At 57.8% G+C, this 23,702-nt stretch carries 18 protein-coding genes, 2 tRNA genes and 1 pseudogene; 8 read left to right on the top strand and 13 right to left on the bottom strand.

Annotation, left to right across the window (positions count from 1 at the left end; genetic code table 11):
* Positions 1 to 80: 80 nt before the first annotated feature.
* The 6 genes from rplI to rnr all read right to left on the bottom strand — a co-directional run bounded on the left by rplI (position 81) and on the right by rnr (position 5,831).
* A complete protein-coding gene (gene rplI / locus ACI7MX_RS04365) occupies positions 81 to 527 on the bottom strand; it encodes a 50S ribosomal protein L9 (protein ID WP_003439047.1) in 447 nt (148 codons plus the stop codon).
* Positions 528 to 546: 19 nt separating this feature from the next.
* A complete protein-coding gene (locus tag ACI7MX_RS04360; protein ID WP_122785065.1) occupies positions 547 to 1,443 on the bottom strand; it encodes a hypothetical protein in 897 nt (298 codons plus the stop codon).
* A 36-nt stretch (positions 1,444 to 1,479) separates the two neighbouring features.
* On the bottom strand, positions 1,480 to 1,710 hold the full coding sequence (gene rpsR, locus ACI7MX_RS04355) for a 30S ribosomal protein S18 (protein WP_003171373.1): 231 nt from the start codon (positions 1,708 to 1,710) through the stop codon (positions 1,480 to 1,482).
* A gap of 28 nt (positions 1,711 to 1,738) precedes the next feature.
* Complete coding sequence (gene rpsF, locus ACI7MX_RS04350; protein WP_003439045.1) at positions 1,739 to 2,164, bottom strand: 30S ribosomal protein S6; 426 nt, start codon at positions 2,162 to 2,164, stop codon at positions 1,739 to 1,741.
* Positions 2,165 to 2,400: 236 nt separating this feature from the next.
* The gene (gene rlmB / locus ACI7MX_RS04345) at positions 2,401 to 3,165 is read right to left on the bottom strand and encodes a 23S rRNA (guanosine(2251)-2'-O)-methyltransferase RlmB (protein ID WP_405585232.1); all 765 of its coding nucleotides are present in this window, start codon (positions 3,163 to 3,165) and stop codon (positions 2,401 to 2,403) included.
* The gene (gene rnr, locus ACI7MX_RS04340; RefSeq protein ID WP_405585229.1) at positions 3,162 to 5,831 is read right to left on the bottom strand and encodes a ribonuclease R; all 2,670 of its coding nucleotides are present in this window, start codon (positions 5,829 to 5,831) and stop codon (positions 3,162 to 3,164) included. Before rnr ends, rlmB begins: the two co-directional genes overlap by 4 nt.
* A 224-nt stretch (positions 5,832 to 6,055) precedes the next feature.
* On the opposite strand from rnr, the gene ACI7MX_RS04335 reads away from it, so the two are divergent.
* From ACI7MX_RS04335 to ACI7MX_RS04300, 8 genes are all read left to right on the top strand, one after another.
* Positions 6,056 to 6,142 (top strand) — tRNA-Leu (locus ACI7MX_RS04335).
* Positions 6,143 to 6,307: 165 nt separating this feature from the next.
* Positions 6,308 to 6,394 (top strand) — tRNA-Leu (locus tag ACI7MX_RS04330).
* A gap of 242 nt (positions 6,395 to 6,636) precedes the next feature.
* Positions 6,637 to 7,107, top strand: coding sequence for a sigma-70 family RNA polymerase sigma factor (locus ACI7MX_RS04325; RefSeq protein ID WP_405585363.1), 471 nt, complete (start codon positions 6,637 to 6,639; stop codon positions 7,105 to 7,107).
* Positions 7,100 to 8,074, top strand: coding sequence for a FecR family protein (locus ACI7MX_RS04320; protein WP_405585226.1), 975 nt, complete (start codon positions 7,100 to 7,102; stop codon positions 8,072 to 8,074). The genes ACI7MX_RS04325 and ACI7MX_RS04320 overlap by 8 nt, the downstream gene beginning before the upstream one ends.
* A gap of 142 nt (positions 8,075 to 8,216) precedes the next feature.
* Positions 8,217 to 10,994 carry a TonB-dependent receptor plug domain-containing protein gene (locus ACI7MX_RS04315; protein ID WP_405585223.1) on the top strand — a complete coding sequence of 926 codons (2,778 nt, stop codon included), beginning with the start codon at positions 8,217 to 8,219 and terminating at the stop codon, positions 10,992 to 10,994.
* Complete coding sequence (locus ACI7MX_RS04310; protein ID WP_405585220.1) at positions 10,991 to 12,100, top strand: cytochrome-c peroxidase; 1,110 nt, start codon at positions 10,991 to 10,993, stop codon at positions 12,098 to 12,100. The genes ACI7MX_RS04315 and ACI7MX_RS04310 overlap by 4 nt, the downstream gene beginning before the upstream one ends.
* Before the next feature lie 121 nt (positions 12,101 to 12,221).
* Complete coding sequence (locus ACI7MX_RS04305; protein ID WP_314492525.1) at positions 12,222 to 13,247, top strand: iron ABC transporter substrate-binding protein; 1,026 nt, start codon at positions 12,222 to 12,224, stop codon at positions 13,245 to 13,247.
* Positions 13,247 to 14,800 carry an iron ABC transporter permease gene (locus tag ACI7MX_RS04300; RefSeq protein WP_314492522.1) on the top strand — a complete coding sequence of 518 codons (1,554 nt, stop codon included), beginning with the start codon at positions 13,247 to 13,249 and terminating at the stop codon, positions 14,798 to 14,800. The genes ACI7MX_RS04305 and ACI7MX_RS04300 overlap by 1 nt, the downstream gene beginning before the upstream one ends.
* A 510-nt stretch (positions 14,801 to 15,310) precedes the next feature.
* On the opposite strand, the gene ACI7MX_RS04295 is transcribed toward ACI7MX_RS04300, so the two are convergent.
* From ACI7MX_RS04295 to hflX, 7 genes and pseudogenes are all read right to left on the bottom strand, one after another.
* Positions 15,311 to 16,015: a methyl-accepting chemotaxis protein gene (locus tag ACI7MX_RS04295; protein WP_405585360.1), complete on the bottom strand. Its 705-nt coding sequence runs from the start codon at positions 16,013 to 16,015 to the stop codon at positions 15,311 to 15,313.
* A 201-nt stretch (positions 16,016 to 16,216) separates the two neighbouring features.
* Positions 16,217 to 16,429 (bottom strand): annotated as a pseudogene (locus ACI7MX_RS04290) (methyl-accepting chemotaxis protein); the annotation flags it as partial.
* Positions 16,430 to 17,380: 951 nt separating this feature from the next.
* On the bottom strand, positions 17,381 to 18,676 hold the full coding sequence (locus ACI7MX_RS04285) for an adenylosuccinate synthase (RefSeq protein ID WP_405585216.1): 1,296 nt from the start codon (positions 18,674 to 18,676) through the stop codon (positions 17,381 to 17,383).
* A gap of 54 nt (positions 18,677 to 18,730) precedes the next feature.
* On the bottom strand, positions 18,731 to 19,918 hold the full coding sequence (locus tag ACI7MX_RS04280) for an ATP phosphoribosyltransferase regulatory subunit (protein ID WP_405585214.1): 1,188 nt from the start codon (positions 19,916 to 19,918) through the stop codon (positions 18,731 to 18,733).
* Between the two features lie 325 nt (positions 19,919 to 20,243).
* The gene (gene hflC / locus ACI7MX_RS04275) at positions 20,244 to 21,122 is read right to left on the bottom strand and encodes a protease modulator HflC (protein ID WP_405585211.1); all 879 of its coding nucleotides are present in this window, start codon (positions 21,120 to 21,122) and stop codon (positions 20,244 to 20,246) included.
* Positions 21,122 to 22,303, bottom strand: a complete 1,182-nt coding sequence (hflK, locus tag ACI7MX_RS04270) for an FtsH protease activity modulator HflK (protein WP_405585208.1) — start codon at positions 22,301 to 22,303, stop codon at positions 21,122 to 21,124. The genes hflC and hflK overlap by 1 nt, the downstream gene beginning before the upstream one ends.
* Before the next feature lie 96 nt (positions 22,304 to 22,399).
* Positions 22,400 to 23,701: a ribosome rescue GTPase HflX gene (hflX, locus tag ACI7MX_RS04265; protein WP_405585205.1), complete on the bottom strand. Its 1,302-nt coding sequence runs from the start codon at positions 23,699 to 23,701 to the stop codon at positions 22,400 to 22,402.
* Position 23,702: the final 1 nt, after the last annotated feature.

The raw sequence follows: 23,702 nt of genomic DNA, 5'->3' as shown, positions 1-23,702 counted from the left end.
GACAAAGGGCACGACCTGTAAACAGGATCGTGCCCGATGTTAACCGTCCAGCACACAAGGTGCCAGTCAGTTAAGACTGCTTAAGCAGCTACCACAACAACGCGTACGGTTGCTTCAACTTCGGCGTGCAGGTGCACAGCCACGTCGAATTCGCCAACGTTGCGGATAGTGCCGTTCGGCAGACGAACTTCGCTTTTAGCAACTTCAACGCCAGAGGCGGTCAGTGCATCAGCGATGTCGTGGGTGCCGATCGAACCGAACAGCTTGCCTTCGTCACCAGCAGTGGCAGTGATAGTCACTTCCAGCTCAGCCAGTTGGGCAGCGCGTGTTTCAGCCGAAGCTTTCTTGTCAGCTGCTGCTTGTTCCAGCTCAGCACGACGCTCTTCAAACGCAGCCAGGTTGGCAGCGGTTGCAGCGGTAGCTTTGCCGTATGGCAGCAGGTAGTTACGACCGTAACCGGCCTTAACATTTACTTTGTCGCCCAGGTTGCCCAGGTTTGCGACTTTTTCCAGAAGGATCAGTTGCATGTGAAAATCCTCTTAACTTTTAACCTTCACCGTCCGCAGAGCCTTTATCAGCGTCTTTCGGCGCCAGACGTCCGCGAAAATCAATCAGGCTGTCGACAATGGCCAAAACCACGAGCAACGGATAGATCAGCTGCATAAACAGCAAGAGCGTGACGTACATCCCCACCAGCCAAAACTTGGACAGTCGCTTTCGCGCCACCAGCCCATGAATCAGGGCCAGTCCGGCGAAGAACAACGCTACGCTGCACAACGGCGTGAGCATGGCCATTTGAGGACCGAAGTTTGGCCCTACAAGCATGCACGCCAGCAACAGTAACGCTGGACCCAGCGGTAGGCGGATGCTGCGAAATTCGCTGGCAAAACCGCCCGGGTTGTACAACAGCGCTTGCCAGTAACGCCCAAGTATCAGGCTCAGCACGCTGACGACCTGCATCAAAGCTGCAATCAGACCGGTAAGGACGGGTGCAATCAGTGCTCCAAGGCGCGCTCGCTCTACGTCAGATAACTTGTCGTAGAGACCATTGAGGACCTGCGGCAGAAGTTTTTCCAACTCCTGCGCCATCGCACCAATGGGTTCGCGGAAAACCGTACCCAGGATCACGCCATACACCACACCCAACGCTACGCTGACCAGCAGCACGCGATACCAGGGCTGACCGGCGCGCAAAAGCATCGCCAATCCCAGAGTTCCCAACAGCACCATCAAGGTGCGAGGTTCTCCGATAAACCACCAGACCAAGGCCGGCAGTAAAGCCCATGAGAGGATGCTCAAGGCATCTCTCGGACCGCGCCGCAGAAGCACAAGGCACCCTGCAGCAGCACTTAACCAGAACAAAAACGGCAATGCCGCACATCCGGCCACGATTAACGTGGCCTGTACGCGGCCTCGCATGATGAACTCAGCTAAGGCGCGCATACTTTCAATCCTTTACTACCTGTCGACTGCCCGGTCTCAGCGGCCGTGGCTGTCGGTGTAGGCCAGCAGGGCCAGGAAGCGGGCGCGCTTGATAGCGGTGGCCAGCTGACGCTGATAACGAGCTTTAGTACCGGTGATACGGCTTGGAACAATTTTGCCGGTTTCGGATACGTAGGCTTTCAGAGTGTTGAGATCTTTGTAATCGATCTCTTTCACTTCTTCTGCTGTGAAGCGGCAGAATTTACGACGACGGAAGAAACGTGCCATGTAATTGGCTCCTCAAAAGGTCCGTGGATTACTCGTCAGCGTTATCGCTGGCGTCGCTGTTATCGCTGTCATCGCCATCGGCGCTGTCAGAATGCTCAGGACGGTCACGACGCTCACGGCGCTCACTGCGGTTCTCTTCAGCCTTGAGCATCTCGGACTGGCCAGTTACGGCTTCGTCGCGACGGATGACCAGGTTACGGATCACAGCATCGTTGTAACGGAAGTTGTCTTCCAGCTCAGCCAGGGCTTTGCCAGTGCACTCAACGTTCAGCATCACGTAGTGAGCCTTGTGAACATTGTTGATTGCGTAGGCCAGTTGACGACGGCCCCAATCTTCCAGACGGTGGATTTTGCCGCCGTCTTCTTCGATCAGCTTGGTGTAACGCTCTACCATGCCGCCGACTTGTTCGCTTTGATCCGGGTGGACCAAAAAGATGATTTCGTAATGACGCATGAATGCTCCTTACGGGTTGTAGCCTGCCGCTAACTAAAAAGCGGTCAGACAAGGAGTGAATGACACTTGTGTGTCTTGCCTAGAGAGGCACATATGCGCCCGCCATGACGGCAAGGGGCGCAATAGTAGAGAAGCAGAGGTCAAGCTGCAAGCTGTAAGCTGCAAGTCGTAGCGGCAAGTGACGAGCTGCAAGCGGTAAACCAGATTCAAAGCCGCCTTAACTTGCCGCTTGAAGCTTATCGCTTGCGCGTAGCGGCTGCTTTCAAGCCCCTCTGACGCAGGGCTTCGAACAGGCAGACGCCCGTCGCCACCGATACGTTCAGGCTGCTGACGCTACCCGCCATCGGTAGACGCACCAAGTAATCGCAGTGCTCACGCGTCAGGCGACGCATGCCTTTGCCTTCGGCACCCATGATCAGGATGGTCGGACCTGTCAGGTCTTGCTCGTACAGTTCCTGCTCGGCTTCGCCAGCAGTGCCGACAACCCACAGACCGCGCTGCTGCAGTTTTTTCAAGGTCGCAGCGAGGTTAGTCACCGCCACCAAAGGAATCACTTCCGCCGCACCGCAGGCTACTTTTCGCACAGTCGGAGTCAGCGTCGCCGACTTGTCCTTCGGCACGATGACCGCCAACGCACCCGCCGCATCGGCAGTACGCAGGCAAGCACCCAAATTGTGCGGATCGGTCACGCCATCCAGCACCAGAATCAACGGCGCGCCTTCGGTGCGGTCCAGCAGCTCATTGAGCATTGCCTCGCCCCACACTTGACTCGGGCTTACATCTGCCACGACCCCTTGGTGAACGCCTTCAACCCAGACGTCCATTTCACGGCGCTCGGCATTGCCCACCGGCACACGGCTTTCGTCAGCCAGCGTGATCAGGGTTTGAACGCGAGGATCGCTACGACCCTCAGCCAACCACACTTGTTTCACGCGCTTGGGGTGATGACGAAGCAACGCTTCTACGGCGTGAATGCCGTAGATTTTTTCCAACTGACTCATGACTTGGCCTTAGGTTTGCGCGACCCGCTGCTTTTGGCAGCAGGCGCGGCGCCCGTTTTTGGCGGGCCTTTACGATGTTTGCTCGGCTTGGAAGGCTTGCCTGCATCTTTAGCAGGCGCCGCCCTACCCGACTTTCCCGGCTCCGATGTCCGACCGCCGCTTTTCGATTCGGCCAGCAGCGCCTGTTTCAATTCACGACTTTTGCGCAGCTCGGCATTTTTTGCCGCTGCATCGCCCGGGCGATAGGTCTCGTCCGTATTTTTTGCAGGCTTTTTGGCCGGCGCACTACGACGACTGGTTTTTGCTGGCTCAGCCGGCTTTTCAGTGTCATAACCGCTTGGCTTGCCTGCCGGCTTAGTCTTGGCTGCCGGTTTGTCAGTGCCACGGTTCTTGCGACCAATCGGTGCGCTGAGGGTTTTCTCAGCCATTTCGAAGTCGATTTTGCGCTCGTCGAGATCGACACGCATCACACGCACTTCAACGGTATCGCCCAAACGGAAGCTACGACCGGTGCGCTCACCCGCAAGGCGGTGATGCACAGGGTCAAAGTGGTAGTAGTCACCCGGCAAGGCGGTGACGTGCACCAGACCTTCGACATAAATGTCGGTCAGCTCTACAAACAAGCCAAAACCGGTAACTGCCGTCACAACACCCGGGAACGACTCGCCAACGCGGTCCTTCATAAACTCGCACTTGAGCCAGTTGGTCACGTCACGCGTGGCTTCGTCGGCACGGCGCTCGCTCATGGAGCACTGCTCGCCGAGCTGCTCCAACGCAGCTTCGTCATACGGATAGATGCGTGCTTTCGGGATGGTCATCGCGCCAGCACGGCGAACGTGCGGGGTATCCATTTTGGAATGGATAACACTGCGAATCGCCCGGTGCGTGAGCAAGTCCGGATAGCGACGAATCGGCGAAGTAAAGTGGGTATAGGCTTCATAGTTCAGGCCGAAGTGGCCCTGGTTATCAGCGCTATACACCGCCTGGCTCAACGAACGCAGCATCACGGTCTGGATCAGGTGGAAGTCCGGACGGTCCTTGATGCTGGCCAGCAACGCCTGGTAATCCTTCGGCGACGGACCGTCCTTGCCTTTATGCAGGCTCAGGCCCAGCTCACCGAGGAAGGCACGGAGTTTTTCCAGGCGCTCAGGCGGCGGACCGTCGTGAACGCGGTACAGCGCAGGAATTTCGTGCTTCTTCAGGAATTCGGCAGTGGCCACGTTGGCCGCCAGCATGCATTCTTCGATCAGCTTGTGCGCATCGTTACGAGTGGTTGGCGTAATTTCAGCGATTTTGCGATCAGAACCGAAGATGATTCGGGTTTCCTGAGTTTCAAAATCAATCGCGCCACGAGTATGACGCGCGGTCAGCAACACCTTGTACAGCGAGTAAAGCTGCTTGAGATGCGGCACCACATCAGCGTATTCGTTGCGCAGTTGCTTGGCTTCAGCGGTTTTCGGCTGCTCCAGAATGGTGCTGACCTTGTTGTAGGTCAGACGCGCCTGGGAGTGAATTACCGCTTCATAGAACTGGTAGTCAGTCATTTCGCCGGTTTTGGAGATGGTCATCTCGCAAACCATGGCCAAACGGTCAACGTGCGGGTTCAGCGAGCACAGCCCGTTGGACAGCTCCTCGGGCAGCATCGGAATCACGCGCTCAGGGAAGTACACCGAGTTGCCACGCACTTGGGCTTCGGTATCCAGCGCCGAACCGATTTTCACGTAGCTGGACACGTCGGCAATGGCCACGTAAAGCTTCCAGCCACCGGAGAACAAGCGCAGCTTGCCCGGTTTGGCCTCACAGAACACCGCATCATCGAAGTCGCGCGCATCTTCGCCGTCAATGGTGACGAACGGAAGGTGACGCAGGTCGATGCGTTTTTCTTTGTCTTTTTCTTCAACTTCAGGCTTTAGGCGACGCGCTTCCTTGACCACGGCTTCTGGCCAAACGTGCGGAATGTCGTAGGTGCGCAGAGCGATGTCGATCTCCATGCCCGGCGCCATGTAGTTACCCACGACTTCAAGCACATCACCTTGCGGCTGAAAGCGCGGCGTCGGCCAGTGAGTAATCTTCACTTCAACAAACTGGCCAATCTTGGCGCCCGCATTGCGGCCCGGCGTGACCAGCACTTCTTGCTGAATCTTCGGGTTGTCAGCTACGACAAAACCGATGCCGCCTTCTTCAAAGTAACGACCCACGATGGTTTCGTGAGCTCGCGACACCACTTCAACGATCACGCCTTCACGACGACCACGGCGATCAAGCCCCGAAACACGGGCCAAAGCGCGGTCGCCATCGAACACCAGTCGCATTTGCGACGGGCTCATAAACAGGTCGTCGCTGCCGTCGTCCGGGATCAGGAAGCCGAAGCCATCGCGGTGACCGCTGATGCGCCCCAGGATCAAGTCGAGCTTGTCGACCGGCGCGTACGTACCGCGGCGGGTATAAATAAGTTGGGCATCACGTTCCATCGCTCGCAGGCGACGACGCAGGGCCTCAATTTGGTCTTCAGTCGTCAGACCAAACTCTTCCACCAACTGTTCGCGAGCAGCAGGCGAGCCACGCTCGGCCAGATGCTGAAGGATCAGTTCGCGGCTAGGGATAGGGTTTTCGTATTTTTCCGCTTCACGTGCGGCCTCGGGATCGAGGGTCTGCCAATCGGCCATTAGATAGTTTTCACCTTGTCTATATGCGGGTTAGTTTGGCATACGCGTATTGAAACGGGAAATTTCGGACTCACTCAGAGCCTTAATAATCCTTTCTGACACGCTTTGACACTGCCGTCCCACCGTTCGCGAAATATTTGCAATATTTTTAATCACAATGCTTTACAGGTCAAAGGGTCATCCGTATAGTGCGCGCCATCGACAACGGCAACGTTGAAGATGCTGCCCAGATGGTGAAATTGGTAGACACGCCAGCTTCAGGTGCTGGTGATCGCAAGGTCGTGGAAGTTCGAGTCTTCTTCTGGGCACCAATTTAGAGTTGTAGGTTAGTACAATCTGCACACTCACACAAAAACCCGCGAAAGCGGGTTTTTGCATTCTAAGCCGCTGATTTAATAAAACTAAAACAGGGGTTTACAGATTTAAAAGCTGTCCGTATAGTGCGCCACATCAACAGCGGCAACGTTGCTGATACTGCCCAGATGGTGAAATTGGTAGACACGCCAGCTTCAGGTGCTGGTGACCGCAAGGTCGTGGAAGTTCGAGTCTTCTTCTGGGCACCAATTCAGGTCATTCACCAAAAGGTGAATCACCACTCAAAAAGCCCGCGAAAGCGGGCTTTTTAGTTTCCGGGATTTCATGCATAGCCCCCCCTTCTCTTTTGGCCTGATGCCTCCCATCAGTACACCAATGTTGCATTTGATAATCCATCTCACTCGCACTAATATCCGGCCACCTTCAGATCGCCTTTGCGACATCCTGGATTCGAGTGTCCGACAACAACGAAATATTACAGCTCTACCTCATGCATCGACATGCTCTGGTGGACTATGCCGCACCCATTGTCGGCTGCCGCGCCAAAGCAGAAGATGTGGTGCAAGACGCGTGGCTACGTTTCAGCCAAAGTGCCGACAACCTCATCCCGCTCAGGCAACCGGTGGGGTACCTCTATCGAATCGTGCGCAACCTGGCCTTTGATCTCAATCGCCGCGTCACCCTGGAAAATCGCCACACCTCCCGTGATGAACTACTGGATGAGCACGCGTCCAACGCGCCGTCACCGGAACAAGAAGCCCTGCATCTGGACGAGCTTCGCAAATTGCAACATGCTTTGTCGCGCCTGCCGGAACGCACTCGACAGGCATTCGTCCTGCATCGACTGCAAGGCCTGACGTTTCAACAAATAGGTGCCCAACTGGGTATCTCTGTGAGCCTGGCCCACCAATTGGTCCGCGACGCCCTGACCTACTGCGCGGAACAACTGAGTGATGACTGATAAAGCGCCCCCGAATCTGATCTGGGAAACCGCACTGGACTGGCTGCTGCTGATTCAGGAAAACCCGGGCGACCCAGATTTGACCCTGCGCCTCAATCACTGGCGTAACAGCGCACCCGAGCATGACGCTGCTTGGCGCAAGGCGCAGAAAGTCTGGCGCCTGAGCGGGTCGGCACTGACCTTGCCAAACGTAGCGGAGTGCGGGTCGGCACAGATTGCGTCGCCCGCGCCAGCACACCGACGATTCGGTCGGCGTAAACGCTCACTGGCAGGTGCAGTGGCCGCAGCGTGTGCTGTGTTTATGCTGCTGCCCGACTGGCAGGCCCTGAGGGCCGACTATTACAGCCCAACCGCGGAACATCGGGACATCACCCTGAGCGACGGCACTCATATGCTGCTCGACAGCAACAGCGTGGCAGATGTGCAGTTTGATCCCCAACAGCGGCAAGTCACATTGTTGCGCGGGCAGGCGTTTTTCTCGGTCACCTCCCAGCCAGACCGTGCTTTTTACGTGAATGCCGGCCAGGTCCGTGTACGCGTCACAGGCACCGCCTTTGCCGTCAGCGTGGACAACAATGATGTGCATGTCAGCGTTGAGAGCGGCACGGTTGCCGTCAAAACCCCTTCATCGTCTGTGTCTTCAACCCTGCACCACGGCGATCACTTGAGCTATGACTCATCGGATCAGCAAACCCGCCTGGAACAACTGCCTGCCGGATACGTAGCCCCTTGGCGCCGCTGGCAATTGGTGGTTGTGGATCAATCAGTCGATGACGTCATCAAGCAACTGCGCCGTTACCAGCCAGGCGTGATTCTGCTGACCGACAAGGCATTGGGTCAGCGCCGAGTCACCGCAGCGCTGAACATGCGTGACCCCAAACGCGCTCTGCAAACGGTCATCGCCCCGCTCGGCGGGAACGTGCAAGACGACGTGCCGTATACCCTGATTGTGTCGGCCAAGCGGTAGGGCTTCAATGCGCCGTCTTTAGCCGCCTAAAAATATTTTCATTTATTTATGGAAATCCTACACCGCCGAGAGTCTTTACCTACGAACGTCACTGATAAGGATTCGCATTAGTGACAAGGCGTTTTAATTCGTAGGTCTACTCATGCCTTCTCAGCGTTTGCGTTGCGTCAGCCTCACTGGTTACCGTTCGTTGTCACTGGCCCTGTTGCTTGGCTTGCCCACGCTGACCCTCGCCGCCAACCCTGGATCAAGCCCGCAGAGCCGTCATGAGCAACCACAGCATTTCCAGATTCCGGCCCAACCGCTGTCCACGGCGCTGATTGCTTTTTCGCAGCAATCAGGCTGGCAGGTCAGCGCAGAAAGTACGCTGCTCACCGGTCTCAACAGCGCGCCGGTAGACGCCACTACGAGCCCCGAGAACGCACTGGCTCACCTGTTGCGCAACAGCGGCCTGCAATGGGAAGTCACCTCCCCAGAGAGCGCCTCAATTCTGCCGCCCGCAGAGAGCGATGTCTTACAGATCAAGAGCACACCGATTACGGCGATGGACTCGGTTTTCCAGGGAGAACAGGTGATTGATCGACAAATGATCGAGAGCCTGCCTTCAGGTAACGGCGATATCACTAGCCTGCTGCGCACAAACCCCAACGTGCAATTCGACAACAACCAGCTAAGCAGCAAGACCCCCGGTGAAATTGCCCCCGCCGACATCAGCATCAACGGAGCACGACCTTGGCAAAACCTGTTTGTGGTCGATGGCATGACCATGAACAACGACCTCGATCCCGGCAACAGCAATGACAGCTTCGCAGAGATTTCGGGGCGCAGTCAGGGCATGGCGCTCGATACCGACCTGCTCGAAGACATCAAGGTCTATGACAGCAACGTGCCCGTAGAATTTGGCGGGTTTAACGGCGGTGTGGTCGAGGCCAACACCCGCGACCCCAAAAAGGACTTTCACGGCAAGGTGTCGGTGCAAATGTCGCGTTCGGAGTGGACCCGCTATCACCTCAACGAAGATGACCCGGACCTTGAGAACTTTGAAGCGGGCTTCGGAAACGACAGTCAGCCAGCGTTCAAGAAGATCATCACTCGCGCCACACTCGAAGGGTACTTGACCGACAACTTCGGATTGATGGGCAGTTTTTCACGCAAAGACTCGACCATCCCCACCCGAGTGTTTGCCGTTTCCAACCAGACCGATACGGCCAACGCTACCGAAACACAGACCCGGCGCATCGACAATTACTTCCTCAAAGCCGTGTGGCAGGTCAATGAAGATTGGAAACTCGATGTCAGCCTGACCCACGCCCCGGAAACCGCCAAAACCTTTGGCCCTAACTCGCTCTACTCCGCACGAGACATGGAAGCCGGCGGCGAGAGCATTAGCGCCCGTCTGGTATGGAATGCGCCAATGGCTCGCGTCGAACAAAACCTCAGCTGGAGCGAACTGAACACGTCACGCTACTCAGACAGTGACTACTTGATTTTCTGGCGCACCTCCACGACCAAAGACTGGAGCACTTCACCGGTTGCTTCCGAAGGCGGCTTTGGCGACATCGAAGAAACCCAGAAAACGCTGGCTTACAAGCTCAAGGCTGACTGGAACAGTTTCAATTGGCTGGGGTTGGATCACTCGGTACAAAGCGGCCTTGAACTGTCACAGAACTCGGCCAGTTATGAACGCAGCAAACCCCACAGCAGTTACACCGTGGCGTCCACCGGCACCTGTGTGGGCAACGATCATTACTGCTCGATCGGCACCACCCAAGAAGGGTGGCCCGGGCAATACGCCAACAAGATGACCGTCAGCCAAGGCAAAGTTGCCTTTGACACGCGCGCTTGGGCGCTCTACCTGCAAGACGAAATGCGCTATGGACGCTTAACCGTCAGACCCGGCGTACGGATCGACGGCGATGACTACATGAGCCAGACCACAATCGCGCCGCGCCTGGCCATCGAGCTGGACGTGTTCGGTGACAACAAGACCCGTATCACCGGCGGCGCCAACCGCTACTACGGCCGCAACCTGTACGCCTATCGCCTGCGCGACGGTATCGCCGCCATGGGCACCGAATACAGCCGTGCCAGCCCGTCTTCTGAATGGGTGAAAGGTCAGCAGAACGCCAATGACAGCAAGTTCAACCAGCTGAAAGTGCCCTATGACGATGAGCTGACCCTGGGCCTTAGCCACGTGCAATGGGACACCGAATTCGCCGTCAAATACGTCAAGCGCATGGGCCGCGAGCAAGTCAGCCGCGCGTGGGGCTCGCAGATTGGTGAGCCGTCCGAAGACACCAGTACGCTGGCTGCCAACTACTACACCTATTACAACGGCGGCAAAAGCGACGCCGACATCTACACCCTGACCATTACCCCGCTGCAGGCCTTTACGCTGGGCAGCACCCGCACCTCGGGTCAGTTCGCGATGGACTGGAGCAAAATCAATAACACCGGCCTGTCGAACTACAGTGCCAGCATCGGCGCCACCTACGTCGAAGACCCCACGATCCAGTACGACGGCAAGTTCATGAAGTACTCCGACATGCCCGCGACCAATTACAACCGCCCCTGGACCGCGCGCCTGACTACCATCACCGAAATCGAGCCACTGCACCTGACCTGGAGTAACTTCCTGCGTTACCGCGACGGTTACCGTCGAATTGCAGCCACTGGCAAAAAAGTCCAGCACGAGGGCAAGGACGCTTATGTGTGGGCCGAAACACCGTTTTCCGGCGCCCTGACCTGGGACACACGCATCGCCTGGCAAGTGCCCACCGCGAAAGACCAGGCTGTGTTCGTCAACCTGGACGTGATCAACCTGCTGGACAAACAAATTGTCGGCGCTACCGAGAACAGCGGCTTGCCCACTTATGAAGTCGGCCGTCAATTCATGCTTGAAGTGGGGTACACCTTTTGAACCGCCTGATTTTCTGCTTCAGCGTAGGGGTGGCGCTGAGCAGCCTGAATGCGACCGCTGCGTCGGTCTGCGATGAAAAGGCCAGCGACTACAGCGCCTGCATAGCCCAGCTGTACCGCCAGCCTGTCGCCCAGTGGCCCGCTCCGCAAGTTGATGCCGACGTGGCCTGGCAGGAAATGGCCGCCCTGCCCGACCATGCGCCCGCCCCGCCCGAAAACCCGTTCAGCGAAGCCAAGGCCGAGCTGGGCAAAAAACTGTTTAACGACCCCAAGCTGTCACGCTCGGGGCAAATTGCCTGCGCATCCTGCCACGAAGCCGACATGGCCTTTGCCGATGGTCGCCGAGTGTCTTTTGGCCATGATCGCCAGAACGGACGACGAAACGCGCCCAGTCTGGTGATGAGCGGCTATAGCTCCCAGCTGTTTTGGGACGGTCGAGGCGGCAGCCTTGAGCAGCAAGCCATGCACCCCATCGTCGATCCAGTGGAGATGGCCTTCGATATTCCGCAATTGCTTGAACGGCTTAATGGGGACGCGACCTACCGCGAGCAATTTGCGCAGGTTTTTGGCGACGGCGCGATTACCACCGAACGAACCGGGCAAGCCCTGGCCACATTCCAGCGCACGCTGGTCAAAAGCACTCGCAACACCCCCTTCGAGCAATTACTGCGCGGGCGCCCGCAGCGCATGACAGACGAACAACTTTACGGCCTGCATGTATTCCGCACCAAGGCCCGCTGCATGAACTGCCACTTCGGCCCGGCCCTGAGCGACGAACAATTCCATAACGTCGGCCTGAGCTACTACGGACGCGCTAAATATGAAGACTTGGGGCGCTATGAAGTGACGCGCAAACCAGAAGACGTGGGCGCCTTCCGCACCCCGTCATTACGCCTGGTGATGAAAACGGCGCCGTGGATGCACAACGGCCTGTTCGTCAACATGGACGGCACGCTGGCCTTCTACAACATGGGCATGCCGCGGCCGCGCCCTAACGCGCAGCAGGTCAACGACCCGTTATTCCCAACCACCAGCGAACGCCTGAAAGCCTTGAACATGAACAAGGATGAACTGAGAGCGTTGCGCAGTTTTCTCGACACGCTTTAAGGAAGGACGCATCACAGTTCGTCGCTGGGGCGCAATTGGGCGCTGGGTCAAGCGCACTTGAGAAACAATATCGTTTATTATTGTTTCAAGTTTTGTAGTACCCCAGCGAGGAACCCAGCGAATGATGCTCCGAAATACCCAGCTTGCAACATTTCTACTGCGCAGTTTGTCCATCGCAACGCTTGGCCTGACCCTGCTCGCTCCCGCCGCTTACGCTGCCGACCCTGTCACCCTGACCTTGTATAACGGCCAGCACAAAGAGGTTGGCGACAACCTTGCGGCCGCCTTTGAAGCCAAGACCGGCATCCACGTCAATGTGCGCAAAGGCAGCAGCAACCAGTTGGCCAGCCAGATCGTCGAAGAAGGCGACCGCTCGCCTGCCGACGTGTTCTACGCCGAAGAATCGCCACCGCTCAACAGCCTGGGCGAGCAAGGCTTGCTGGCCAAGGCTGACGACAGCACCCTGCAAGCGCTGCCCAAGGAATACGTGGCGGCTAACGGTACATGGATCGGCGTGACGGCGCGTACTCGCGTAGTGGCCTTCAACCCAAACAAAATCAAAGAAGAAGAACTGCCAAAATCAGTTCTGGATTTCGCAGGCCCTGAATGGCAAGGCAAGGTAGGCTTCGTGCCGACCAGCGGCGCTTTCCAGGAACAGGCCGTCGCCATTATCAAAATGCATGGTCGCGACGCCGCTGAAGAATGGCTGACAGGCCTGCGCGCCTTCGGCAAGACCTACACCAACAACATGGTGGCGCTCAAAGCCGTCGAAAATGGCGAAGTGGCAGCGGTACTGGTCAACAACTACTACTGGTTTGCCTTGCAGCGCGAGAAAGGCAAGCTGGACTCCAAACTGCACTACTTCACCGACGGTGATGCGGGCGGCTTGATTACTGTGTCCAGTGCCGGTGTGGTCAAAGCCTCCAAGCACCCTAAAGAAGCCCAGCAGTTGCTGGCCTACATGGCCAGCGAAGAAGGTCAGCGGGTGATCACCAATACCACCGCTGAATACCCGATGCGCAAAGGCATGGTCTCGGAACGCGGCCTCAAGCCGTTTGATGAACTGCAAGCGCCGAAAATCACTCCGGCCGACTTGGGCAACGCAGATGAAGCGCTGGAGCTCGAACAAGAAGTAGGCCTGCTCTGATGCTGCTTGCCGCTCAACCTGCCCGCTTTACCCTGAAACGCAAAAGGCCATCAATCTGGCTGTTGTTGCCCGTATTGTTTCTGGTGGGCCTGAGCCTGTTGCCATTGCTGTATGTGGGCACCAAGGCCTGGCAAGCCGGATGGGCGCAAGCGGTGCATCTGTTGTGGCGGCCATTTGTATTTGGCCTGATGCGCAACACCTTGATGTTGATGGTCGGCGTGACCGTCACCTGTGCGCTGGTGGGGTTGTCGCTGGCCTGGTTGCTGGAGCGCAGCAACTTGCCGGGTCGCCGGCTGTGGGGCGTGATCCTGTGCCTGCCGTTTGCCGTTCCGGCGTTCGTCAGCAGCTTCACCTGGGTATCGCTCAGCGCCAGCTTTGAGGGGTTGGGCGGCGCCATTCTGGTGATGAGCCTGTCCAAATACCCGCTCATTTTTCTGCCGGTGGCGGCCACCTTGCGCAACCTCGACCCGGCGCTTGAAGAGTCTGCGCGCACGCTGGGCCAGAATCGCTGGGGGGTGTTTTTCACCATCACCCTGCCGTTGCTCTGGCCTTCGCTGCTGGCGGGATCGCTGCTGATTGCTCTGCACATGCTGGTGGAGTTCGGCGCACTGTCAATTATTGGCTTGCAGACCTTCACCACCGCGATCTATCAGCAGTTTGAGCTGGAATTCAGTAACGCCAATGCCGCCATGTTGTCAGCGGTGTTGCTGGTGATGTGTTTGAGCCTGTTGTGGCTGGAGCTGAAAGTGCGGGGTAAAGGCCGCCACATTCGCATCGGCCAGGGCGCGGCGCGGCGTGCCGAGCAGGTTCGGCTAGGCAAGTGGTCGCTGCTGGGCCAGCTGTATTGCCTGGCGCTGGCAGTGATTGGCAGCGGCGTGCCTTTGGGCATGCTGGTGTACTGGCTGGTCAAGGGCAGCTCGGCTGCTTTTCCCATGGCTCAGATTGGCGAAGCGCTGCTCTCGTCGTTGTCACTGGCACTGGGTGGCGCGGCGTTGTGTCTGGTTTTGGCAGTGCCGGTCGGCCTGCTGGTGGTGCGTTACAAAGGCCAACTGGCGATCTGGGCTGAGCGCTTGCCGTACCTGCTGCACGCGCTGCCAGGGCTGGTGATTGCCTTGGCGCTGGTGTATTTCTCGCTGCATTTCGTGCCTGCGCTGTACCAGACTTCGGCTTTGCTGCTGATTGCCTATGCGTTACTGTTTTTGCCGTTGGCGCAGGCGCCGATTCGTACGGCGCTGAACAAGGCGGCGCCGCAACTGGAAGAAGCGGCGCGAACCTTGGGCGCCTCGTCGTTCTCGGCGTTTTGCCGGGTGACGTTGCCAATCATCTTTCCGGCGCTGGGGGCGGCGTTCGCGCTGGTATTTCTGGATGCGATGAAGGAGCTGACAGCGACGCTATTGTTGAGCCCAACCGGCTTGAATACCTTGGCGACGCAAGTGTGGTCGCACACCTCGAATATCGAGTTTGCGGCGGCGGCTCCTTACGCAGCGCTGTTGATTCTGGTGTCCGGGCTGCCTGTTTATTTGCTGACCACACGGATGTATTTGAGCCGCTGAGTACGCTTGCCCTCACCCCAACCCTCTCCCGGAGGGAGAGGGGGCTAGATCGAGGCGTTTCGCACATCTGCTTTTGCCTTTAATCCCCTCTCTCAAAGGGAGATGGGGTTGGATCTGAGCGTTTCGCATATCTGCTTTTGCCTTTAGTCCCTCTCCCTCCGGGAGAGGGAGCTGGATCTGAGCGTTTCGCACATCTGCTTTTGCCTTTAGTCCCCTCTCCCTCCGGGAGAGGGAGCTGGATCTGAACGTTTCGCATATCTGCTTTTGCCTTTAGTCCCTCTCCCTCCGGGAGAGGGAGCTGGATCTGAGCGTTTCGCACATCTGCTTTTGCCTTTAGTTCCCTCTCCCTCCGGGAGAGGGAGCTGGATCTGAGCGTTTCGCACATCTGCTTTTGCCTTTAGTCCCATCTCCCTCCGGGAGAGGGAGCTGGATCTGAACGTTTCGCACATCTGCTTTTGCTTTTAGTCCCCTCTCCCTCCGGGAGAGGGTTAGGGTGAGGGGCTTTTGATCTCAAGCCCGAAATTGCCCCAAGCTCGCCTTGAGCTGCGCCGCCAAACCATCAAGCACCTTGCCACTGGCCGTGGTTTCATTCACCGCTTGCGCCGCCCGCTCGGACTGCGCGTGGATCACTTCAACCCGCCCCCGAACGGCATGCGCCCCCTGCGCCTGATGCGCAGCGGCTTTAGTGGCATCACCAATGGCGGCATGCACTTGCTCAACCGAGGCTTGCACCGTTTTTTGCAATTGCACACTGCCGTGCAACACCGCCAACCCCTCATTGGCCTGACGCCCCGCTAACCCAATCGCCGCCACCGCCTCTTTCGCGCCCTGCTGCAAGGCCACGATGTGCGCCTGAATATCGCCAGTGGAGCTTTGTGTCTTGCTCGCCAGCGCCCGCACTTCATCCGCCACCACGGCAAAACCACGCCCCGTCTCACCGGCCCGCGCAGCTTCAATGGCCGCGTTCAATGCCAACAAGTTGGTTTGCTCCGCGATGCCATGAATCACCGTTAACACCACCTCAATCTGCTCGCTCTGACGGGCCAGCCGTTCAATCACCTTGGCGCCCTCGCCCACTTGTCCGGCCAAGGCTTCAATCAAGCCGCCGACTTGCGTCGAGGTACGCGTGTTTTCATCGGTGGCCTGACGAATCTCCTGCACCTGTTTTAGCGCCGCTTGCATCGCATGGCTTTCGGACTGTGCCGCATCAGCCATGGTCGACAGCGCTGCCAGGCTTTGCGCAACCTCATCACGCTGCAGTTGCGCGGCAGCATTGGCCCCGGCATTGCGCACGGTCATCGCGCCGATCTCAACCCCGGTCCGTTGCGCCACATCACCGGCCTCACGCACGATGGGCTGGAGCTTGTCGATAAAACGGTTAACCGCTGCGGCCATGTCGCCAATCTCATCCTTGCTGTGCAGGCCGACACGTTTCGTCAAATCACCATCGCCTGCTGCCAGGTCATTGAGCGCGTTAATCAACAGCAGCAATTTGCTCACCACGCGCCGGCCCAGCACCACGGCCAGAAGTAAAAGCACAACCAAGCCGACAACCGCCAACCCCAGGCCAATCCGCCAGCGCAACGTATCCGCCGCCTCACGCACGGTTTGGGAAGTATTGACTTGCATCTGCGCGGCTGCCGCCTGAGCCGACTGCAAACGTGCGCCTAACACCGCCGAGCTGTCGCTCGCCGCACCTTGCAAGCTTTCGCCCACCAACTGTTCACTGTTGACGATCAGGGTCGCAAAACGCTTATCAAGGGCCGCCAGATCCTCTTCTAACGACGCCGTTGAAACCCCCATCAACACTTTGCCGATTTCAACACCGTTTGGGCTGATGGGTGCCTCGAGGTAATACACGGCCGGGTCGTTGCGGGCAGCGCTCAAGACCTTGTCCAACGCTCGCTCACCCTGGCCCTTTTCCAACAGGGCTTTGTTGATCGGGTTGTCACGGTTGAGGTAGCGCGTCAGGTGCTGGCCTGCCGCATCGTCATACACAACAAACAGCACATTGGGATTACGTTGAGCACGGCGGGCAAATTCAGACAGTGTGGGTACGTCGTTGTCCCAAATGGCTCGCGGTGCCACAGCCGCCAATAATTGCGCCATGTCGTTGGCGGAATCCTTGAGACTCTTTTCCATCGAATCCCACAGCTGCGTCTGCTCTTCTTTCAAGCGCGGCGCCAGGCCCGCTGTCAGGCGCTGGCGGGTATGGGCAGACAGCTCATCGAGACTGTTTTTGACTTCCTGAGTGGCCTGCTGCAATTCAACTGTCAGTTTTTGGCTGTCTGCGCCCAGACGCGCGTCCAAATCAGCTTCCAATGCGGTGACGGTGCTCCGAGTCAGTGCAACCGCCACCAACACTTGCACCAAAAGAGCGATACCCAAGGTAACGAACACAGGTCGCAACAAGCGGCTTCGTAACAGTGAGAGAACGGCAGACACTGGTAACCCCTCCACATACGTGCCATTATTTTGATGGCACTTTTATTGGCGGTTTCCACAGCAAGGGTCGTGCCGTTTGAGATGACGCAAACAACAAAGGGCCCCGAAGGGCCCTTTGCTTTACATCGCTACGACTTAAGCGAACGGGTGACGCAGAACGATGGTTTCGTTGCGGTCCGGACCTGTCGAGATGATGTCGATCGGTGCACCGATCAGCTCTTCTACGCGCTTGATGTAAGCACGAGCGTTGGCTGGCAGAGCTTCCAGGGTTTTGGCACCCACGGTCGACTCAGTCCAGCCCGGTACAGTTTCGTATACCGGTTGCAGGCCTTCGTAGCTATCAGCATCAGTCGGCGCGTCAACCAGCACGGTGCCGTTTGCATCTTTGTAGCCGACGCAAATGTTGATGGTTTCCAGCCCGTCGAGCACGTCCAGCTTGGTCAGGCAGATGCCCGAGATGCTGTTCACGTCGATAGCGCGACGCAGGATGACGGCATCGAACCAGCCGCAACGACGGGCACGGCCCGTGGTTGCGCCGAACTCGTGACCCTGTTTAGCCAGATGAGCGCCAACGTCGTCGAACAGCTCAGTCGGGAACGGACCCGAACCAACGCGAGTGGTGTAAGCCTTGGTGATGCCCAGGATGTAGTCCAGGAACATCGGGCCCACGCCCGAACCCGTTGCAACGCCACCGGCAGTGGTGTTGGAGCTGGTCACGTACGGGTAAGTGCCGTGGTCGATGTCGAGCAGCGAACCTTGCGCGCCTTCGAACATGATGTCTTTGCCAGCGCGGCGCAGGCCGTGCAGCTCAGCCGTCACGTCCAGCATCAGCGGCTTGAGCAGCTCAGCGTATTCCTTGCACTCGGCCAGGGTCTTGTCGAAGTCGATGGCTGGCTCTTTGTAGAAACCCACCAACATGAAGTTGTGGTATTCCACCAATTCACGCAGCTTGGCTTCAAAGCGCGGCATGTTCAGCAGATCGCCAACACGCAGGCCACGACGTGCCACTTTGTCTTCATAAGCCGGGCCAATGCCGCGACCGGTCGTGCCGATCTTCAGCTCGCCGCGGGCCTTTTCACGGGCCTGGTCCAGCGCAACGTGGAACGACAGGATCAGCGGGCAGGACGGGCTGATACGCAGGCGCTCACGCACCGGTATGCCTTTCTCTTCCAGCTTGATGATTTCACGCAGCAGGGCATCGGGAGCGACCACGACACCGTTGCCGATCAGGCATTGCACGCCTTCGCGCAACACGCCCGACGGAATCAGGTGCAATACGGTTTTTTCGCCGTCGATCACCAAGGTGTGGCCAGCGTTGTGACCCCCTTGGTAACGCACTACAGCGGCAGCATGTTCGGTCAGCAGATCAACGATCTTGCCTTTGCCCTCATCACCCCATTGGGTGCCCAGGACTACGACATTCTTACCCATAACACTTGTCCTCATTCGCGCAAACTTGGTGCCGGCAATTGCCGGCAGGAAAACTCAAGAAACCAGCGGCACTACTTGCCACAGGCCATTCTGCTGAATCAATTGGCGGTCGCAGTCAGCCTCTTGGGCCCCAGCCTGCGGCTGCCCAGGCAATGCCTGAACCACACGCTGACCTTCACTGCGAAGCTGGCAAACCTGCTGCCAGAGTGCCGCATCCGTGCTGTCGGGCATCCATATACCACCAGACGGCAACTCGACTTGCGCACGCCCCAGGGTCACCAGGGTTTTCAAATCGGTCGAAAAGCCGGTAGCCGGCCGGGCACGCCCGAAGACAGCACCGATGTCGTCATAACGGCCACCCTGAGCGATGGAATCACCAACGCCCGGTACAAATACCGCAAACACTACACCTGTGTGGTAGTGATACCCACGCAACTCGCCCAGGTCAAAGTACAACGGCAACTGCGGGAAACGCACCGACAACCCGTGTGCAATCGCTTGCAGGTCGTCCAGCGCCGCCAGCACTTGAGCCGGAGCCTTTGCCAAACGCTCGCGCGCGGCAGCCAGAACTTCGTGACCGCCACACAAATCGACCAAAGCCTGGAGCATGCCTGCCAAATCAGCCGGCAAACCTTCGGTCAAGGCCGTTACTTCGTCGATCGCCTTGCGTTGCAGGGCGTCGAACAATTGTTGTTCCACTTGCGCCGACAGGTTGGCCGCACGGGCCAGCCCACGGTAAATACCGACATGCCCCAAGTCCATGTGGACATCGGGCACATCTGCCAGTTGCAGCATCGCCAGCATCAGGCTGATCACTTCAACATCGCTGCTCGGGCTGGCATCGCCATACAACTCGGCACCCAACTGGATCGGGCTGCGCGAGGAAGACAAACCGCGCGGCTTTGCATGCAACACGCTGCCGGCGTAGCACAGACGGCTCGGGCCTTCACGACGCAGGGTATGCGCATCAATACGCGCCACTTGCGGCGTGATGTCGGCACGAAACCCCATCTGGCGACCCGTTTGCGGGTCAATAACCTTGAAGGTGCGCAAGTCGAGATCCTGGCCTGCCCCAGTCAGCAAGGACTCCAGGTATTCGATATGCGGGGTGACGACGAACTCATAGCCCCAGCTCTGGAACAGATCCAACACCTGACGCCGCGCCACTTCTATGCGGGCCGCTTCAGGTGGAAGTACTTCTTCGATGCCATCTGGCAGAAGCCAGCGGTCTACTGTTGCCATTACGCCATTCCCCTATGATCCGGGCGGCTTGCCAGCAGGCGAGCCTTGAGTAAAGCAGAACGTGGCTGCGTCTTGAGCGCGCACAGCAAAAAAGCCTGAAGCAACAGGCTTACACAGCACATTCCTCGAAAAAATCTGCCGACGCTGTATCAGCCGTTCGGTCAATCAAACATGCAGACGCAAAAAAGCCGGGAATTTCCCGGCTGCCGCATCATACACACGTTTTCTAAAAGGATCACCCCGCCAGGCAATTTGCCCGCCCGGCGGAGTGAATGCATGCGCCCGATTGTGATGCCTGAGGCCGGCAATCGGACGGCATGACGCCTTACTGTTGCGCGGGCTTGGATTTTTCCAGGTAGCGGAAGAAATCGCTGCTTGGGTCCAATACCAACACGTCGCTCTTGTTCGCAAAGCTTTCGCGGTAAGCGCGCAGGCTGCGATAGAACTTGTAGAACTCCTGATCCTGGCCGTAAGCCTTGGAGTAGATCGCAGAGGCTTGGGCGTCGCCATCACCGCGCAGCTCTTCGGACTGACGATACGCTTCAGCCAGCAGAACTCGACGTTGACGGTCGGCGTCAGCACGAATGCCTTCGGCCAGCTCATTACCTTTGGCCCGATGCTCACGTGCTTCACGCTCACGCTCGGTGCTCATACGTTCGAAAACGCTGCGGTTTACTTCTTTTGGCAAATCGATGGCCTTGACGCGAACGTCGACCACTTCGATGCCCAGCTCTTTTTCAGCCATTTTGTTCAGCGATGCGGTGATGTCAGCCATCAGTGCATCACGCTCACCCGACACCACTTCATGCAGGGTGCGCTTACCGAACTGGTCACGCAGGCCGGATTCCAGACGACGCGACAGGCGCTCGTCAGCAATCTGCTTCATGCCGGAGGTAGCGGTGTAGAAGCGCTCGGCATCTTTCACGCGCCACTTGGCGAAGGCATCCACCATGACCGCTTTCTTTTCCAGCGTCAGGAAACGCTGCGTCGGTGCATCCAGCGTCATCAGACGAGCGTCGAACTTGCGCACCTGGTTGACGTAAGGAATCTTCACGTGAAGACCCGGCTGAACATCGGCCTGAACCACACGGCCAAAGCGCAGCAGAACGGCACGTTCAGTTTGCGAGACGATGTAGAAGCTGTTCCAGGCAACGATCGCCACGACAACGGCAACAATAAGGGCGATCAGCGATTTATTGCTCATCAGCGACTCTCCCTGGTACGCGGTGGTGTCGGCAGATCCGTGTTGGTGTGCGAGGCCGAATCACTGGTGCTCGCCGCCGCTGCCGAACCCGTTGCCGGGGTGCTGCCATTACGGCCTTCGATCATTTTGTCCAAGGGCAAGTACAGCAGGTTGCTCTGGCCGTTCTTGTTACCGGTCACGAGTACTTTGCTGGTGTTGCTGAAGACTTCCTGCATGGTGTCCAGATACAGACGATCACGCGTGACCTCTGGAGCCTTGCGGTATTCCGCCACCAGTTTGGTAAAGCGGTCAGCTTCACCTTTGGCGCGAGAAACGACTTCGTCGCGGTAACCGTTGGCATCTTCGATGATGCGCTGCGCCTGACCACGGGCTTCCGGCACTACACCATTGGCGTAGCTTTCGGCCTGGTTGCGGGCACGCTGCTCGTCTTCACGGGCACGAATCACGTCATCAAAGGCTTCTTGTACTTCACGCGGTGCGGCTGCGTTTTGTACGTTGACCTGCGTGACGGTGATACCGGTCTTGTAAGTATCGAGGAAGCGCTGCAAGCGTTCCTTGATCTCGATAGCCATTTGCTCACGACCTTCGGTCAGCACCTGATCCATCGAAGTGGAGCCCACGACATGGCGCAGGGCACTGTCGGTGGCTTGTTGCAGGCTGACTTCCGGCTGATCAACGTTGAGCACGAAATCGCGCAGGTTGCTGATCTTGTACTGCACGGTCAGCGGCACTTCGACGATATTTTCGTCTTCAGTCAGCATTTGACCCTGCTTGGTATACGCACGCTCACGCGTCACGTTTTCCATGTACTTTTTATCGAACGGCGGGAAATAAATGTTCAGGCCCGGCCCTACAGTGTCGTAGTACTTGCCCAGGCGCAGCACCACGGCTTGCTCCTGCTCATCGACTACATAGACTGCGCTGTACAGCCAAACGGCTGCCAATGCGACCAGGCCAATGCCCAGCAGTCCGAAACCGGCACCCTTGCCGCCCGACCCACTGTCACCACCATTGCCGCCCGTGCGTTTTTTTCCACCACCGAACAACCCATTCAGGCTTTCCTGCAGCTTTCGGAAGGCTTCGTCGAGATCTGGTGGTCCCTTGCGGTCGCCATTTTTAGGGCGTTTGCCACCCCAAGGATCTTGATTATTCGAGTTGCCACCCGGCTCATTCCAAGCCATAGCGCTCTCCATCTGATAAAGCAAAGACGCGCCCACGGCGCGCCGACCAATGCTACAGAATGCCTATCACAGCGGCACAGCCGCTTTGCGAGGCTTTTATTGCAAAGTGTGTTCTTCGATGAATTCCAGCGGCTGCATCCCTTCGCGGCTGATTAAGCGATTGAGCTCGGCTCGCGGCAGGCGTACGTCCAACAAACTGGCCCCCTCATCGTCATGCGCTTCTTTTTGCACAACACCTAGTTCGAAGAACTGAGCCCGCAGTCGAGCAAATCGCTGCTCAAGACGCAAGGTGCCGACAAACAAATCATTGCCCAGCAACTCGGCGATGGCTTGTTCAAGCAACTCAAGCCCCGAACCGTCGCGCGCCGATAGCCAGACCCGTTGAGGTTTGCCGTTGGCATCGCGCTGAATCTGGGGTTCGACCGCTTCAAGCAAATCGATTTTGTTGTAGACCTCGAGGATCGGCAAGTCCTGAGCACCAATCTCGCCCAGAACGACCATCACCTGCTCAATCTGCTGCATGCGCTCAGGTTCGTGCGCATCGATCACGTGCAGCAACAAATCGGAATTGCTCGACTCTTCGAGCGTAGACCGGAAAGCTTCAACTAGCTTGTGCGGAAGGTGACGAATAAAGCCCACGGTATCCGCCAGCACAATCGGCCCCAAGTCACCCAAATCAAGGCGGCGCAATGTCGGGTCGAGCGTGGCGAATAGCTGGTCAGCGGCAAACACGTCGGAGCCGGTGACCGCATTGAACAGCGTGGATTTGCCGGCGTTGGTATAGCCCACCAGCGAAACCGTAGGAATGTCGGCGCGCTGGCGCCCTCTACGGGACTGCTCGCGCTGACTGCGGACTTTTTTCAGACGAGCCTTGATCTGGCTCATGCGCACACGCAGCAGGCGTCGGTCAGTTTCGAGCTGGGTTTCACCCGGGCCGCGGCTACCAATGCCCCCACCTTGACGCTCAAGGTGAGTCCAGCCACGAACAAGCCGTGTGCTCATGTGGTCAAGCTGGGCCAGTTCGACCTGCAACTTGCCTTCGTGAGTACGAGCGCGCTGAGCGAAAATGTCGAGAATCAGCCCGGTACGGTCAAGCACGCGACACTCGAACACACGTTCGAGGTTACGCTCCTGACTGGGCGTCAGGACATGATTGAAGATCACAATGTCGACCTTCTCGGCCTTGACCAGGTCGCGTAACTCCTCAACCTTGCCAGTGCCAATCAGGTACTTGGCCGATGGCCGATGACGCGGCACGTTAAAAAACGCGACGGTCTCGGCGCCGGCCGATTTAGCTAACTCCTGGAACTCCTGCGGATCTTCGCGCGCCTCAGGGTCCTGTCCTTCCAAGTGAACGAGGATTGCCCGCTCACCACCACCGTGACGCTCAAAGAACAAA

Origin of the sequence: Pseudomonas sp. 2024-210 (genome assembly GCF_045062345.1) — a bacterium.
Classification (GTDB): Bacteria; Pseudomonadota; Gammaproteobacteria; order Pseudomonadales; family Pseudomonadaceae; genus Aquipseudomonas.
This window is presented reverse-complemented; position numbering and strand designations above follow the sequence as displayed.